At 33.5% G+C, this 16,903-nt stretch carries 13 protein-coding genes; 10 read left to right on the top strand and 3 right to left on the bottom strand.

Annotated elements, in window-relative coordinates:
• Window position 1: 1 nt before the first annotated feature.
• Genes ACQ654_RS11315 through ACQ654_RS11305 form a run of 3 tightly spaced genes read right to left on the bottom strand, consistent with a single transcriptional unit; the run spans window position 2 to window position 3,038 of the window.
• Complete coding sequence (locus tag ACQ654_RS11315) at window positions 2-1,324, bottom strand: sugar MFS transporter (protein ID WP_430410441.1); 1,323 nt, start codon at window positions 1,322-1,324, stop codon at window positions 2-4.
• A 20-nt stretch (window positions 1,325-1,344) separates the two neighbouring features.
• Window positions 1,345-2,067, bottom strand: coding sequence for a LytR/AlgR family response regulator transcription factor (locus ACQ654_RS11310; RefSeq protein WP_430410440.1), 723 nt, complete (start codon window positions 2,065-2,067; stop codon window positions 1,345-1,347).
• Window positions 2,064-3,038, bottom strand: a complete 975-nt coding sequence (locus tag ACQ654_RS11305; protein WP_430410439.1) for a sensor histidine kinase — start codon at window positions 3,036-3,038, stop codon at window positions 2,064-2,066. Before ACQ654_RS11305 ends, ACQ654_RS11310 begins: the two co-directional genes overlap by 4 nt.
• A gap of 306 nt (window positions 3,039-3,344) precedes the next feature.
• Between ACQ654_RS11305 and ACQ654_RS11300 the strand changes: the two genes are divergently transcribed.
• From ACQ654_RS11300 to ACQ654_RS11255, 10 genes are all read left to right on the top strand, one after another.
• A complete protein-coding gene (locus ACQ654_RS11300) occupies window positions 3,345-6,431 on the top strand; it encodes a SusC/RagA family TonB-linked outer membrane protein (RefSeq protein ID WP_430410438.1) in 3,087 nt (1,028 codons plus the stop codon).
• Window positions 6,432-6,435: 4 nt separating this feature from the next.
• Window positions 6,436-8,016, top strand: coding sequence for a RagB/SusD family nutrient uptake outer membrane protein (locus ACQ654_RS11295; protein WP_430410437.1), 1,581 nt, complete (start codon window positions 6,436-6,438; stop codon window positions 8,014-8,016).
• A gap of 123 nt (window positions 8,017-8,139) precedes the next feature.
• On the top strand, window positions 8,140-10,071 hold the full coding sequence (nagB, locus tag ACQ654_RS11290; RefSeq protein WP_430410436.1) for a glucosamine-6-phosphate deaminase: 1,932 nt from the start codon (window positions 8,140-8,142) through the stop codon (window positions 10,069-10,071).
• Window positions 10,072-10,074: 3 nt separating this feature from the next.
• Entirely contained in the window at window positions 10,075-10,506 is a 432-nt protein-coding gene (locus tag ACQ654_RS11285) for a hypothetical protein (RefSeq protein WP_430410435.1), read from the top strand.
• The gene (locus ACQ654_RS11280) at window positions 10,503-12,554 is read left to right on the top strand and encodes a beta-N-acetylhexosaminidase (protein ID WP_430410434.1); all 2,052 of its coding nucleotides are present in this window, start codon (window positions 10,503-10,505) and stop codon (window positions 12,552-12,554) included. The genes ACQ654_RS11285 and ACQ654_RS11280 overlap by 4 nt, the downstream gene beginning before the upstream one ends.
• A 2-nt stretch (window positions 12,555-12,556) precedes the next feature.
• Window positions 12,557-13,177, top strand: a complete 621-nt coding sequence (locus tag ACQ654_RS11275) for a LacI family DNA-binding transcriptional regulator (RefSeq protein ID WP_430410433.1) — start codon at window positions 12,557-12,559, stop codon at window positions 13,175-13,177.
• A gap of 11 nt (window positions 13,178-13,188) precedes the next feature.
• Entirely contained in the window at window positions 13,189-13,497 is a 309-nt protein-coding gene (locus ACQ654_RS11270) for a hypothetical protein (RefSeq protein ID WP_430410432.1), read from the top strand.
• Window positions 13,498-13,506: 9 nt separating this feature from the next.
• Complete coding sequence (locus tag ACQ654_RS11265) at window positions 13,507-14,370, top strand: BadF/BadG/BcrA/BcrD ATPase family protein (protein ID WP_430410431.1); 864 nt, start codon at window positions 13,507-13,509, stop codon at window positions 14,368-14,370.
• An 84-nt stretch (window positions 14,371-14,454) separates the two neighbouring features.
• Window positions 14,455-15,813 carry a Gfo/Idh/MocA family protein gene (locus tag ACQ654_RS11260; RefSeq protein WP_430410430.1) on the top strand — a complete coding sequence of 453 codons (1,359 nt, stop codon included), beginning with the start codon at window positions 14,455-14,457 and terminating at the stop codon, window positions 15,811-15,813.
• Complete coding sequence (locus ACQ654_RS11255) at window positions 15,813-16,892, top strand: mevalonate kinase family protein (protein WP_430410429.1); 1,080 nt, start codon at window positions 15,813-15,815, stop codon at window positions 16,890-16,892. The genes ACQ654_RS11260 and ACQ654_RS11255 overlap by 1 nt, the downstream gene beginning before the upstream one ends.
• The last annotated feature ends 11 nt before the right edge of the window (window positions 16,893-16,903 follow it).

The raw sequence follows: 16,903 nt of genomic DNA, 5'->3' as shown, positions 1-16,903 counted from the left end.
ATTAAGATTTTTTAAGCCCTACTGTATGTCCAAAAAATGCATAGTATAAAATGATTATGTAACATGGAAGTAATATCCAATATCCGTGCGAAGCTGCTGCTGCTGTGGCAGATATTTCATTGATGCCAGTAGAAATAAGCTGTTCTTTTTTGTTATCAACTAAGACGCCATATAAGAGAGGAAGAATAGCACCACCAGAAATTCCCATGATTAATAATGCTGCGGCAGTTTTTGTAAATTTCCCTAATCCTGTTAAGGCTAAAGGCCAAACTGCTGGCCATACCAATGCATTGGCAAAACCTAAGGCGGCGACAAAAAGAACTGAGGTAAATCCGCTTGTAAAAACAATAGCAAATGATAGTAGAATTCCCAGTATTGCGCTAGCTTTTAAAGCAAATGCTTGACTGATATATTTTGGAATTAAGAAAACTCCTAATGCATATGTAAATACCATAGCCATGAGCGTTAATAATGTAAAGAATTTAGCTTGTTCCGTAGGAATGTCTAAAGCAATACCATACGCAATAATTGTATCACCAGCAATTACTTCCACGCCAACATATACAAACAAAGCCAAGACACCTAACCATAAATGAGGAAATTGAAAAATACTTGTTTTTGATTTCTCTCCATCTTTAGATTCTTCTATTGGTGCTGCTTCTACATGAGGTAGTGGCGCTTTTCTAATTAGCAAGCCAAGTATAACCAATACAATTGCCATGATTACATAAGGCATTACAACACTATCTGCAGTTGTATTTAGTAATTGATCTTTTTCGACCTCACTAATTGTGGTTAATTTTTCTTTTACGTCATCAATTCCAGTTAATAATATAGCTCCAAAAATAACCGAACCCAACGCTCCAGCTACTTTATTGGCAATTCCCATAATAGCAATTCGTTTGGCACCACTTTCTATAGGACCTAGTATAGTTATATATGGATTGGAAGCAGTTTGTAATAAGGTCATGCCAATTCCTTGAATAAAAATAGCAACCAAAAACATCCAATAGGTTCTTGCGCCAGCAGCTGGAACAAAAATCAACGCTCCAATTGCCATGACTAGTAAACCTAGTGACATTCCATTTTTGAATCCTATCTTTTTAATAATATAAGACGCAGGCAAAGCCATGATAACAAATGAGATGTATGAAGCAGAAGCAACCAAATATGATTGTGTATCGGTTAACTCATTAATGGTTTTCATATATGGAATTAAAGCTCCATTAATCCAAGTTACAAAGCCAAAAATAAAGAATAAGCCAGCAATGATTAGAATTGGAATTAATGTTGATTTTTTTAATGTATCGTTCGTTGTAGACATTATAATAAGTTAGTAGTTAGTTAATTTTTGGCATCATCATTAATATTGAAAATACGCTGTTTGGTAATTTTAAGATAGTTTCTACCTATTGGAATTTTTTTGTTTAAAATTTCAACGGTATTGCCTTCTAAAGCAGTTATTTTATTAATAGATATGGTATACGATCGGTGAATTCTTAAAAAACTCGATTGTGGTAATTCTTCAGTAATTGCAGAAAGTGATTTATGAACAACATAATCGCCAAGTGTCGTATTGACTTTAATATAATCTTTAAGACTTTCTATAAATAAAATATCACTGAAATTTACTTTCACTAACTTTTTATTCACCTTTAAAAAAATGTGTGGCTCTTGTTGCAATCCTACATCTGTGGTTGCATTATTCATATACACTTGTTGGTATATTTTATTGATTGTTTTTAAAAATCGGTCAAATGGAATTGGCTTTACTAAATAATCTAATACATTCAATTCAAAGCTTTTTACAGCATATTCACGATAAGCTGTTGTAATAACAATTAGCGGTTTGTAACTCAGATTTTCTATAAACTTAAAGCCAGTCATTTGTGGCATATTGATATCTAAAAATATCACATCAATTTTTTCCTGTTCTAATACAGGGTAGGCCTTTAGCGGATTGTTAAAGGTGGCTACGATTTCAATATGGTCAAAACTCTTTAAGTGATTTTCTATAACCTGAATGGCCAAATGTTCATCATCTATTATAACGCACTTAATTTTCATAGTACTGGAATCTTTAAAAATAAATTGTATGTGTTGTCTTCTATTTTAGTGTTTAGGACAAAATCATTGTCGAACAACAATGTTAACCTTCTTTCGGAATTCATAATTCCAATGCCATGATTTTTTTCTTGGTCTGTATCGTTTGAATTAAAATTGTTAGCTAGTTTAAATTCTAAATAATTGTCGTTGGTAATTTCAAAACAGATATCAATATGTATTTTATCAACACCTTTCAAACCATGTTTAAAACAATTTTCTACAAATGATAGAAAAAGTAAGGGAGGAATTTCGACATCATCTATATCTCCTGTGATATTCATATCAGATTCTATACGATCACTAAATCGCATCTTTTCTATATCTATATAATTATTGATATGATTTATTTCTTTTAATAAGCTCACTTTTGAACCTTTGACTTCGTACAAAGCATACTGCATCATATCTGATAATTTCAAAATAACTCTAGGAGTATCTTCTGATTTATCAATTGCCAAAGCATACAAACTATTTAAAGTATTAAAGAAAAAGTGTGGTTGTATTTGAGATTTTAAAAGGTTCAATTCGGTTCTCATTTGTACTTCCTTTAATCGTTCTGTTCTTTTTCGCTCAAAAATCCAATCAGAAGTCAATTTTAGCATCGTAACGAGTGCCACATCATAAATCCCTATCATAAAAACAACTATGATATGGTTAAAAGAGTATGCATTTTGTGGTGTTTCAGATTCTGGCCAAACATTTTCGTTAATTAGCGCATAAATTAATTCGGTTCGTACCACATAAAAAATACTAAGCGTTATAAAAAAGTATAGTATATAACTCGCGTACTTTTTATTCAAAATGAATTTTGGAAATAAGAAATAAATATTGACGTATACCAACACGGCTCCAATAGTAACGGTTAGTAAGTTTGATTTAAACGAATACCAATAATCCTGATAATAACTTCCCCATCTAATGAAGTTAAGCATAAAGTATCCTACCCAAAAAGCAATATGATATTTTCGTGGTATGGTATGGTATGGTTTGAGCTTTCTTTTAAGATAGATTTAAGCACGTTTGTCAGTTTTTTTAATAATAAATCTTTAATTTATACAGCAATTTTAACGATATAATAATTAATTAACAATAAAATTGATTATTCTTTATTTTCTAAAAATCGTTAGTCTTTAGTTCATTGTCGTCTATGTGTAAAATAATGTTGTTTATATATTTTTTTTCCTAATAAATTTTGATTGAAATACTTTGGCATCATAAAATTGTAAATAACCAACATTATGAAACAAAATTTACGAGTGTTATTTTTGTTTTCTTTTTTCCTATTATTAGCGCAAAATTCATTTGCTCAGGAAACAGAAATTAAAGGTACAGTAACTTCAAAAACGGATAATCTACCTATTCCAGGAGTAAATATCTCAGTAGAAGGAACCACAAAAGGAACACAAACAGATTTCGATGGAAAATATTCTATCTTGGCATCTCCCGGAGATGTGTTGACATTTTCATTCATAGGAATGACTACAAAACAAGTAACTATAGCCGATTTAAATGTCATTAACGTTCAACTTGAAGATAACCAAGAAGCATTAGATGCAGTTATTGTTACTGCTCTAGGGATCAAAAAGGAACGAAAAACACTTACGTACGCTGCTCAAGATGTCAAAGGAGATGATTTAACGACAGTTAAACAAACAAACCCTATTAATAGTTTATCGGGAAAATCGGCAGGATTAACAATTACAAGAAGTTCTTCGGGCGTTGGTGGTTCTACCAAGGTTGTATTAAGAGGAAACTCCTCTACTACAAATAATGATCCTTTATATGTAATAGATGGTGTGCCAATGTTAAACAATGGTAACGGAGCGCAACCTGGAGGTGATATCTTTGGAAGTCAAACAGGAAATAGAGATGGTGGAGACATTACTTCTTTAATAAATCCGGATGACGTAGAAAGTATTTCGATATTAAAAGGCGCGTCTGCCGCTGCATTATATGGTAGTCAGGGAGCCAATGGTGTCATTCTTATTACGACAAAAACAGGAAAAGATGGTAAGATTAAAGTAAACTTTAGCTCAACGCTTACTGTTGATAATGTGGTTTCATTACCAGAATTACAAACTGAATATCAATCATTATCTGTAGGACAACCAATTGCGGAAAACGGTAGAGTTACTGACCCTAAATCTTGGGGAGCAAGAACTGGTGGGCTTTCAAATACTGTTGATGACTTTTTTGATACAGGAATAACTTCTATACAATCAATCTCTTTAAGTGCAGGAAATAAAAAAGCACAAACGTACTTTTCATTTGCAAATACAAATGCTGGTGGAGTAATGCCTGGAAATAGATTTAACAGAAACGTAATTAACGTACGTGAAACTGCAAGTTTCTTAAATGATAAAATTAAAGTTTCAGCCAACATTAACTTATCTGATCAGCGAATTTGGAATAGACCAACTAACGGATTATACTCAAACCCTTTAACAGGTTTATATTTGAATCCAGTAGGGATCGATTTAAATAACTACAAAAATCAATTTGAATATTTCAATACTGCGACAAATATGCTGGATCAGTATGCAACATCATTTGATGAAAACATTCAGCAAAACCCGTATTGGTTAATAAATCGTAACCCTAGTAAAGATATTGCGCAAAGAGTGTTGGCTAGTGTTAGTGTAAAATATCAAGTAAATGATAACTTCTCATTGCAATCTAGAGGGAGTTTTGATAAATCATTTTTCACATTCGATAAAAGATTGTATGCTGGTAGCGACTTAACTTTTGTTCCTGACACTGGAAGATACATTCTTGAAAAAACAGAAAACACACAACAATATGTTGATTTAATAGCGAACTATACAAAACAATTTTCAGAAGACTTTGATTTCGGATTAACCTTAGGAACAAGTCTTACGAAATATTCTATCGGTGACAGAATAACATTAGACTCAGGAACCAATGGTGGATTAAGATTTCCAAACGAATTTACCATTGCAAACTTTGTACAGACGAATAATATATCGCAAAGCGTCACGAATAGAGAAGTACAATCAATATTCGGAGCTGCAAATTTTGGATATAAAGAAATGGTATATGTAGATGTTACTGGTAGAACTGACTGGTCTTCAACGTTAGTAAATACAGCATCAAATTCATTCTTTTATCCATCAGTTGGTGTAACAGGTATACTATCAAAAATGTTTGAATTGCCAGAATCTATTTCTTTTGCAAAAATTAGAGCTTCTTATGCTGAGGTTGGTAAAGACATTCCAGCATATGCAACAGTTCCTTTACGAACAATTGGTAATACCGGATCTGCTGATCAAGCAACATTTGCACCTAGAGAAGGTGAAACGTTGGAACCTGAAAATCAAAAATCTTTTGAAATCGGTACAGAATGGAGATTTTTTGGAAACAGATTAGGAGTAGATTTCACATATTATAGTTCTACTACAGAAAATCAAATATTCTTCATTGCCGCACAACCAAACATACAAGGATATACACAAAACATCGTGAACGCAGGTGAAATTACCAATAAAGGAATTGAATTAATTATCAATGCAAAACCATACGTAAGTGATAACTTTAATTGGAACACAACCATAAACTATGCTTCAAATGAAAACAAAGTTGTATCAGTACATCCATCACTTGATAATGGAGAAGCAATCTTAACAGGACCTGGCGTAAATGGATATGGATATTCGTTAGTTGAAGGAGAAGACTTTGGTAGCATCCGTGGGCGTTCAGTTGTAAGAGATGCCAACGGTTTACCCGTAGTTACTGATGACGGTAGTGGAAACCTAACTATTGAAGCTACTGACTTTGAAACTATAGCACATGCACAACCAGACTTCACTTTAGGATGGAGCAATACGTTTACGTATAAAGCTTTTACCTTAAACTTCTTAATTGATGGTAAATTTGGAGGAGACGTAGTAAGTGTTACGGAAGCTGTAAATGATTTTTACGGAGTATCACAAGCTTCTGCTGATGCTAGAAATAACAATGGAGGTATGATCAATGTTGTAGATACCAACGGAAATCAACTTCAAATGACTGCGCAAGACTATTACACAAAAACAGGTGGTAGAGCTGGTTTATTAGGAGAATATGTATACGATGCTACAAATGTTAACTTAAGAGAATTGTCTTTAAGCTATAAAATTCCTGTAAAGAGTGAATTCATTGAATCTATGAACCTGTCAGTAATTGCAAACAACCTTTTCTTTATATACAAAGATGCTCCATTTGATCCAAATATTGCTTCAAGTACTGGAATAGGATTACAAGGTGTTGATATATATGGTCAACCTTCAACAAGAAGCATCGGTTTAAACATTAATGTAAATTTCTAAGAAAATGAAGAAAATATTTATAAAATACGCACTTGTCATTTTAACGGCAATGAGCCTGTCAAATTGTACTGATGACTTTCAAGACATCAATACTGATCCAAATGGGATTACTGAAGAAAGTTTAACCCAAATGAACAATAACGTAGGGAACGAATTTCAACCGATGTTCTTAAACGTATTTAATGCAACTCCAGCTTGGAACTACCAACTACAACAAGGTCTTATAGGAGATGTGTATTCTGGTTACATGACGCCTCCAACACCATTTGCAGGAAATGTAAATAACATGACCTATGCGTTAGTTGATGGATGGAACGGGTTTCCATGGGCTGATGCATATGAAAATGTGATGCCACAAACACTAAACATAAAAAATGCTGTAGAATTATCAGGAGATGCTAATGCCATAAAGTTTGTGTACTTAGCAAACATCATAAAAGTAACGGCAATGCATCGTGTGTCGGATATATATGGTCCAATACGTTATACCAAATTTGATGATTTTGCAACAACAGGAGAATATGACTCTCAAGAAATAGCATACCAAGCATTCTTTGACGACTTAGGCACTGCTATTGACGGTTTAGAGCCTTATATTGGTGATGTTCAGTTTATCCCTTTTGATAAATCTACATTTGCAGGTGATATTGCAAAGTGGAGACAGTTTGCAAATAGTATGCGTTTACGAATAGCAATGCGTATTTCAAAAGTAAATCCAACACTAGCAAAAACACAAGGAGAATTAGCCTTAGCTAGTAATGCAGGATTATTAGAAACTGAAGACATGGTTGTCAATACTGGTTTTCCACATCCTATTACAGTGATAAGTGGTTCTTGGGGAGATATCAGAATGGGAGCAGAAATGGAATCTATACTAACAGGATACAATGATGGGAGAATAGAAAAATATTTCAATCCATCTGTAGATGAAACTCTTACTGGTGATTACAAAGGAATCCGAATGGGAATCGATATTGAGTCAAAAGCACAATACCTTGATCATGCTTCTATAGGAAGTGTTATAGATGGCGAAACAATCACTTGGATGACCGCATCTGAAGTACACTTCTTAAAAGCAGAAGCAGCTTTAAGAGGTTGGGCTGGAGCAGGTAGCGCACAATCAAATTACGAAGCTGGTGTTACAGCATCATTTACACAGCACGGTGTTTCTGGCATATCAGATTACTTAACGGATAACACAAGTACACCTAACGATTTTGTAGATGCTCTATTCGCTACCAACAATGTTCCTTACGCAAGTGATGTTAAAATAGCATACAATACTGGTGGTACAAATGAAGAACAACTAGAACAAATTATTACGCAAAAATGGATTGCTATGTTTCCTGACGGGCAAGAAGCTTGGAGCGAATTTAGACGTACAGGATATCCAAGAATCTTTCCTGTGGTTGTAAATAACAGTGGTGGAACCATAGATACAAACACTCAAATTAGGAGAATTAATTTTGTAGAAAATGAAAGAAACACCAATAGCGAAAATGTGCAAACTGCAGTAGGACTTTTAAATGGTCCTGATACTGGAGGAACACGTTTATGGTGGGACACTGGAGGACCTAATTTTTAAAAAAACGCTCTCATATATTTCATGTTTAATTAGTTTATACCATATATGGTATTATACAACGAGAATCTAGGTTCTCGTTGTATAACCCTACAAGTTAATTTTAAAAAAAGAAAGGCCATACTAATGGAAGTTGATTTCGCAAATTATAAAAACATTTCGTACACCAAAGCGGGAAAATTTGAAGAAACACGTTTTGAAAAAATTCACAACGTTATTTTTGAAACCTCAAATGAAGCGTCTATTCTTGTTGCACAAGAAATGGCTTCTTTGATAAGAGAAAGAGAACTCTTAAACAAACCCTGTGTTTTAGGATTAGCTACAGGTTCTTCACCTATAAAAGTATATGAAGAATTAGTGCGAATGCACAAAGAGGAAAACCTAAGTTTTGCAAATGTAGTTACATTCAATCTAGACGAATATTATCCTATGGATAAAAGTAATATTCAAAGCTATTATTACTTTATGCATGAACATCTTTTTAATCATGTAGATATTTTACCTGAGAATATTAACATTCCAGATGGCAAAATAAGCACAGAAGATTTATACCAATATTGTATTGATTATGAACTCAAAATAAAAGATATTGGCGGATTGGATTTTCAATTGCTTGGAATTGGTAGAACAGGACATATTGGATTCAACGAACCAGGTTCACACTTAAATTCAGGAACACGAATCATTACCTTAGATCACTTAACACGAGTTGATGCTGCGCCTTCTTTTTTAGGAATTGACAATGTGCCGAGAAAAGCCATTACAATGGGAATTGGAACTGTTTTAAGTGCGAAGAGAATCGTTCTTCTAGCTTGGGGAATTAACAAAAGTGGTATTATTAAAGAAACAATAGAAGGTCAAATAAGTGCCAATGTGCCTGCTACCTACTTACAAAAACACGAAAACACAACATTTATATTAGACAAAGAAGCTTCTGCCGAATTAACACGCGTAAAAACGCCTTGGTTGGTAACTTCGTGTGTTTGGACAGAAAACTTAAAACTAAAAGCCGTTGTTTGGTTAAGTCAACTTTTAGAAAAACCTTTTCTAAAACTAACAGACAAAGATTACAACGACAATGGAATGTCAGGCCTTTTAACAGAAGAAGGTTCTGCTTATGACATGAATATAAAAATGTTTAATAAGTTACAACATACCATTACAGGTTGGCCTGGAGGAAAACCAAATGCAGATGACTCCAAAAGACCAGAACGTGCATTTCCTGCTAAAAAAAGAATCATCATATTTAGTCCACATCCTGACGATGATGTGATTTCTATGGGTGGAACATTTGACCGATTGGTAGAGCAAGGACACGATGTTCATGTTGCGTATCAGACATCTGGAAATATAGCGGTATCTGATGAAGAAGCACTAAAATTTGCTGAAATCGCTAGAAATTTAGAACCAACTTCTTTAAACGTAAATGGTATAATTAACTTTTTAAAGAACAAAAAAGACAATGACCTAATGGATTCATTAGATGTCCGCAAGTTAAAAGGAGCTATTCGAAAAAGTGAATCACTTGCAGCAACCAGATATCTAGGGCTAAAAGATAAAAACGTACACTTTTTAAACCTTCCATTTTATGAAACAGGAACTATAAAGAAAGGTAATCTTACAGAAAATGATATTCAAATAATGAAAGATATCATTGACGAAATAAAACCACATCAAATTTATGCAGCTGGAGATTTAGCAGATCCGCACGGAACGCATAAAATATGTTTAGATGCTCTTTTTATAGCCATAGAGCAATTAAAAACAAATGATTATATGAATGATTGTTGGGTTTGGTTGTATCGTGGTGCTTGGCACGAATGGGAATCGTATGAAATAGAAATGGCTGTTCCGATGAGTCCTGATCAAATACTTAAAAAACGACATGCCATATTTTATCATCAATCACAAAAAGATGGAGTCATGTTTCAAGGTGGCGATTCCAGAGAATTTTGGGTGAGAGCTGAAGATAGAAACAGACTCACTGCTAAAAAATACAATGATTTAGGGTTGGCTGATTATGCGGCAATAGAAGCTTTTAAACGATATCATTTTTAAAAAATGAAGAAAATTACACTTCTTTTTTTACTACTATGCAGTCTTTATAGTTGTGTTGAAAAAGAAGCTTCAACAAATATAGAAGGTACTTGGAAAATGGTGTATGCAGAAACTATAGAAAATGATACTATCAAGCTAAAAGACCTATCGAATACAACGTTTGTAAAGATTATAAATAAAAGTCATTTTGCGTTTTTCAATCAAGAAAATAATAGCAATACAAACTTTTATGGTGGAGCAGGCACGTATACTTTAAAAGGAAAAAACTATACAGAAATATTAAATTTTACAGCTGTTGAAGCACTTAAAAGACAGGAATTCTCTTTTACTATTGAACTTAAAGGAGACACCTTAATCCAAGCTGGAATTGAAAAAGTTGAAGATGCTAATATTGACAGATATATTATAGAAAAATACATCAAACTAAAAAAATGAATAGAATTATTTTCATCATAATAATTGGACTTTTTAGTCAATTAGCAACTTCTCAACATACACTGTCAAAGAAGTATAACTTAATGCCTTGGCCACAAGAAATTCAGGAAAATAATTCTAAATTCAAGATAAAAGAAACTCTTACATTAGTCATTCTTGGAAAAGATTCGGAAGGAAGAGTACAAAAAGCAGCCACTAAGTTCCTAAGAAGACTAGCCGAAAGAACAGGAGTTTTTATAGATACTGGTTTTCCTGTTAAAAACCCAAAAGCTGCTATTAAAATTGACTTTCAAACAGTATCAGACTTAACAATACATCAAGACGAATCGTATAGGTTAAACATTAAAAATGATGAGGTTTTGATACAAGCAAAAACGGATGTTGGTGCTTTAAGGGCTTTGGAAACCTTATTACAACTAGCAATGCATACCAATTCTGAAAACTACTTTCCAGGAGTTACCGTTCAAGATACTCCTAGATTTGTTTGGAGAGGTTTAATGATTGACGTTGCTAGACATTTTCAACCCATAGCAGTAATAAAACGAAATTTGGATGCCATGGCTTCCGTAAAACTAAATGTTTTTCATTGGCATTTAACAGACGATCAGGGATTTAGAGTCGAATCTAATACATATCCAAAACTACAAGAATTAGCATCAGACGGATTGTATTATACACAAGCACAAATAAAAGATATAGTGAAATATGCATCAGATTTAGGCATAAGAGTCATTCCTGAATTTGATGTTCCTGGTCACGCTTCTGCACTATTAACTGCGTATCCTGAATTGGGAAGTAAAGACAATTACAAATATAGCATTGAAAGATATGCGGGAGTTTTTAATCCAACTTTAAATCCAATTAAAGAAGAAACCTATGTGTTCTTGGAAAATCTATTTACCGAAATTGCACCTTTATTCCCAGATGCATATTTTCATATAGGTGGTGATGAAAACGAGGGAAAACATTGGACAGAAAATAAAGAGATTGAAAAATTTAAAAAGCAGCAACAGCTAAAAACAAATCATGATTTACAAACCTTTTTTAATATCAGACTTGAAAAAATCTTGAAAAAGTTAGGTAAAAAGTTGATGGGTTGGGATGAAATTATGACACCAACCATGCCTACAACAGCCGTAATTCATTCTTGGAGAGGAACTAACGAAGGCTTACAAAGTAGTACCTTAATTGAAGCAGCCAAAAAAGGATATAACACAGTACTTTCAAATGGATATTATATTGACCGATTGCTATCTGTAAAACATCATTATACGGTAGATCCAATTGGTGATGCCGTATTAACAAAAGAAGAACGCACACGAATTTTAGGAGCCGAAGCTACGATGTGGAGCGAATTGGTAACTCCGTTGACTATAGATTCAAGAATTTGGCCAAGAACTGCAGCAATTGCAGAACGGTACTGGTCAGCAAAAGAAGTAAACAATATCGATGATATGTTGCGCAGACTTGAAAAAGTAAGCCTATACTTAGAAGAATTAGGAATCACACACATTCGCAACAAAGATGTCATTTTGCGAAACATGACCAAGGGTAAAGACATCAGTTCGTTAACTACCTTATCAAATATTTGCGAACCGTTAAAAGTATATTCACGTAACAAAGGTGGTACAGAATACAAATCTTTTTCTCCTTTTACGCTATTTGCAGATGCTTGCGTAGTAGATGCAAAAGATGCTGTAATTTTTAATAAAAACACAGCAAAATTTACAGACACCAATGACATTAAAAGTTATTCAATAATTAATGCGTATTTAGTAAGATGGACTGAGAATCATGAAGCATTCCTGGAAATCTCAAAAAATCCAATACTACAACCTTTAAAACCATTGTCTAAAAACTTAGCGGCAGTTTCTGAGTTGTTACATACTTCACTTCAAACTAAAAAAATTACGCAAGAAGAAGTTGATCAATGTAAAAATGATATCAAACAACTCACAAAACCTTTTGCTGATACAGAGTTAGTCATTGTTGATGCATTACAAAAGCTATTGTTTTATTGTGAAGCAAAATATCTTATTAAACAATAAAAATGATGTACAACTCAAGTAAAAAACATACAAGTGTTACACTAAAAGATATGGCAACAATCTTAGAGTTGTCAATTTCTACCGTTTCAAAAGCCTTGCACAATAGTCCAGAAATAAGTGATGCTACCAAAGACAAAGTGCATCAAGTAGCAAAGTCTCTGAACTACAAACCTAATATTATTGCGTCTGCGTTACGCAATAGAAAAAGTTTGATATTAGGCGTGATTTTACCAGATTTAAAAGATGCTTTCTTTCTAGACTCTTTGATTGGAATTACGGAAGAATCATCTAAAAACGATTATAAAATTATGGTATACCAATCGTGTAATGATTACAAAAAAGAAATTGCATATATCAAATTATTATCTGAAAGTAATATTATTGACGGATTGATTTTTTCTCCTATCAAAGAAACTGCAACACCTAAAAAAGGAGCACATATTAGAAGCATTACAGAAAAGGGATTGCCAGTAGTGTACATAAAAAATAATATTAAATTTTCTTCAAATGAAGTCCCTAAAAACAATGCTTTTTCGGAGAAAGATGGATTTAAAACAGGGCAAAACTGTGTACAGAAACTATTGAGGAAAATTGAAAATGAGCAATTAAATTTAAGTGCTTAAAACAGCTAAAAGTGGATAACAAAACCAACATATCATATACAAGCCCTTATCATGAATTAATTCGAAAAACTACGTTTTCATCTTCAAAGCGTTATGACAAGTTTCTAAATTGGGTAAGTGGCGAATTTGATTTGTATCTACAAGATGAATCAAATGGATTGCATGTGTTTTTTCCAGAAGGAACGTTTCATATTAAAAACGGAGATGAAAAGGGCAATACCGTTACTGCCGAAATTCATTTAAAAAGTAAAGTGCTTCAAAAAGGGATTGATATGATTGATGAAATCATGTCTGTATACAATCTATTAGCAAAAATTTAAACGTAAAAAATGGTATTAATAGCAGATAGTGGTTCAACAAAATGTGATTGGATAGTATATGAAAACAAGGAAAAACAACCTTTACGAATTAGAACGAAAGGATTAAATCCAGCTATTTTATCAAAAAAGGCACTACAAAAAATTATCACTGAGAACTCAAAACTCTCTAAACATAAAGACAAAATTACTTCAGTTTGCTTCTTTGGCGCTGGTTGTGGTACTAAAAAAAATCAAGATAAAATCAAGCATATTTTAAACGCATTCTTTGAAAACTCTAAATCTATAGTACGGGAAGATATCATGGCAGCAGTCTGGGCAACAACAAACGAACCCGCTGTAGTTTGTATTCTTGGTACAGGTTCAAATTGTTGCTATTTTGATGGCGAAAAAACACACTCAAAAATACCTTCATTAGGATATGTAGTCATGGATGAAGGCAGTGGAAATTACTTTGGAAAAAGGCTTTTAAGAGGTTATTTCTATAAAAAAATGCCTAAAGAATTACGTCTTTCATTTGGTGCAACATTTAACGTAAAAGAAAAAAAAGTAGTTGATAAATTATATAAATCTGCTACGCCCAATAAGTACCTAGCCGAATTTGCAAAATTCATGTTTGAAAACGAAGAACATCCATACATTGCGAAGTTGCTCGCTAAAGGCATGGCAAAATTTATAGAAAATCACGTTTTACAATATCGTGAAGAACTCAAAACAGTACCATTACATTTTGTAGGTTCTATTGCCTATCACGGAAAAGATGTTATAAATAGTGAACTCAGCAAAAAAGGATTGCTAGCAACTAGTTTTGTGAGACGACCTATGGAAAACTTAATTCATCACTTACGTGAAGATAATTTTCATATCGAATTGTAATTTGCCCAAATAGTAAAACATCATTTCTATACCAATTTATTATTTCCTAGTTTTATAGATATCTTAACCAAACCAAAAAACAGTATGAAATCGAGAAGAAATTTCATAAAAAAAATAGCTACCGCTGGAGTAGGTATTTCTATAATTCCTAATATTGCTTTTGGGGCTATACTAAATACAAACAAGCAAAAATTAAAACTAGCCTTTATTGGAGTTGGGCTCAGAGGAACCAATCATTTAAATAACTCTTTACAGCGAAAAGATATTGAAGTGACTGCCATCTGCGATATAGATCCAAAACGAATAGAAATTGCCTTAAAAAATATAGAAGAAGCTGGTTATAAAAAACCAAAGGTATTTGGGAAATCTGATGATGATTATAAACATCTATTAGACTTAAAAGAAATAGATGCAGTGATCATATCAACACCTTGGTTATGGCATACGAAAATGGCTGTTGCTGCGATGAAAGCTGGAAAATATACAGGTTTAGAAGTCTCTGCAGCAAACACACTAGAAGAATGTTGGGATTTAGTAAACACACATGAAGCTACAGGTTCTCATCTCATGATTCTGGAAAATGTAAACTATCGCCGAGATGTAATGGCTGTACTTAATATGGTACGACAAAATGTGTTTGGAGAATTGGTGCATTTTAGATGCGGTTACCAACATGATTTGCGTTTTGTAAAACTAAATGATGGAAAAACGCCGTACGGAAAAGGTGTTGAATTTGGCGAAAAAGGAATCTCAGAATCAAAATGGCGTACACAACATTCTGTACTAAGAAATGGAGATGTATATCCTACGCACGGTGTTGGACCCATTGCAACCATGTGTGATGTAAATAGAGGAAATCGCTTTATATCCTTAACATCCAATGCTTCAAAAGCTATTGGACTTCATAATTATATTGTAAAACATGGAGGAGAAGAGCATCCGAATGCAAAAGTAAAATTTAAGCAAGGTGATGTCATTACCACAACGATAGAAACTGCAAAAGGAGAAACTATTATTGTAACGCACGATTGCAACTTACCAAGACCGTATTCATTAGGTTTTAGAGTGCAAGGTGCAAATGGCTTATGGGAAGTAGATGGAAACAGAATTTACATAGAAGGAAAATCTGATCCGCATCGTTGGGATGCTGCTGACGAATGGCTCAAAAAATATGATCATCCATTATGGCAAAAATACGGAGAATATGCCGCAGGTTCTGGTCATGGCGGCATGGACTTTTTTGTGTTAAATGCTTTTGTAGAATCGGCTAAAGAAAACATTGCGCCACCATTAGATGCGTATGATGCCGCAGCTTGGAGTGCAATTACACCACTTTCTGAAGCTTCGATTGAAAACAATGGCGCTCCGCAAGATTTTCCAGATTTCACAAGGGGAATGTGGGTAAAACGCAAACCATACAATTGGATTAAAAACACGTACTAATGAAAAAAATAATATCATTAGCTTCTGGTAGAACCTGTCTTTTTGGAGATCATCAAGACTATTTAGGTTTGCCAGTTATTGCTTGTGCCATTGATAAATTCATAAAATTAGTAGCGGTAGAAAACTATTCAAGATATTTCAACATATCAAAACCAGATATTGACAAACAAAGAACAATACAAATTGATGCTGTAAATGAAAATACAAATGTTATTGGAGATCATTTTTTGGCGGTTTTAAAAGTTTTAAAAAAGTACAATTGTATTCCAACAAAAGGATACGACATTACCATCACAGGAACAATTCCTATAAACGCGGGACTTTCAAGCTCATCTGCTGTTGTAGTCGCTTGGGTACAGTTTTTACTTGAAGCTTTTGGTTGTGATCAAAAAGTGACGCAAGAATTGATAGCGCAAATCGCGTACGAAGCAGAAGTTGTAGAGCAAAAATCATCTGGTGGAAAAATGGATCAATACAGTATTAGCTTAGGTAATATTATATATCTGGAAACAGACGAAAGTGCAGCATATCAAACCATTCCCAAAAAATTACTAGGACTAATTATTGGTGAATCAGGTATTCCCAAAGACACATTAGGAACGCTCAAAGAATTAAAAGAAAATGCGATACTATCTATTGAAAAGGTAAAAGAATTTGAAGCAAGTTTTACTATAAGAAACGTCAAAAAGAATGATATAGAAACCTATGAAAACTATTTAACGACAGAGTTACAACCGTATTTTCGTACAGCTGTTTTAAATTATTTGATTACTCAAGAAGCATTACTCGAATTTCAAAAAGTAGCATTAGATTATAAAAAAATAGGCGGTTTAATGTATCAGCATCATGAAATATTGAGAGACTTGTTGCATATCACAGTTCCAAGAATTGACAACATGATTGATGCAGCTATGAATGTTGGTGCATTAGGAGCAAAAATTGTAGGGTCAGGAAAAGGTGGAAGCATCGTAGCAATAGCTCCTGAAGGAAAAGAACAAGAAGTAATTGACAGCATCAAAAATGCAGGCGCTGTTAATGCGTATTTAGTATCTATAGATACTGGAGCTAGAATTATATAACGAGCATACAA

Source organism: Kordia sp. (assembly GCF_965283645.1).
Classification (GTDB): Bacteria; Bacteroidota; Bacteroidia; order Flavobacteriales; family Flavobacteriaceae; genus Kordia.
This window is presented reverse-complemented; position numbering and strand designations above follow the sequence as displayed.

Bases quoted from the DNA above. Each gene is read 5' to 3' on its own strand.
- ACQ654_RS11285 (WP_430410435.1), top strand. From the start codon at position 10,075: ATGAAGAAAATTACACTTCTTTTTTTACTACTATGCAGTCTTTATAGT.
- ACQ654_RS11300 (WP_430410438.1), top strand. From the start codon at position 3,345: ATGAAACAAAATTTACGAGTGTTATTTTTGTTTTCTTTTTTCCTATTA.
- ACQ654_RS11280 (WP_430410434.1), top strand. From the start codon at position 10,503: ATGAATAGAATTATTTTCATCATAATAATTGGACTTTTTAGTCAATTA.
- ACQ654_RS11310 (WP_430410440.1), bottom strand. From the start codon at position 2,067: ATGAAAATTAAGTGCGTTATAATAGATGATGAACATTTGGCCATTCAG.
- ACQ654_RS11260 (WP_430410430.1), top strand. From the start codon at position 14,455: ATGAAATCGAGAAGAAATTTCATAAAAAAAATAGCTACCGCTGGAGTA.
- ACQ654_RS11255 (WP_430410429.1), top strand. From the start codon at position 15,813: ATGAAAAAAATAATATCATTAGCTTCTGGTAGAACCTGTCTTTTTGGA.
- ACQ654_RS11275 (WP_430410433.1), top strand. From the start codon at position 12,557: ATGATGTACAACTCAAGTAAAAAACATACAAGTGTTACACTAAAAGAT.
- ACQ654_RS11305 (WP_430410439.1), bottom strand. From the start codon at position 3,038: ATGCTTAACTTCATTAGATGGGGAAGTTATTATCAGGATTATTGGTAT.
- ACQ654_RS11265 (WP_430410431.1), top strand. From the start codon at position 13,507: ATGGTATTAATAGCAGATAGTGGTTCAACAAAATGTGATTGGATAGTA.
- ACQ654_RS11295 (WP_430410437.1), top strand. From the start codon at position 6,436: ATGAAGAAAATATTTATAAAATACGCACTTGTCATTTTAACGGCAATG.
- nagB (WP_430410436.1), top strand. From the start codon at position 8,140: ATGGAAGTTGATTTCGCAAATTATAAAAACATTTCGTACACCAAAGCG.
- ACQ654_RS11315 (WP_430410441.1), bottom strand. From the start codon at position 1,324: ATGTCTACAACGAACGATACATTAAAAAAATCAACATTAATTCCAATT.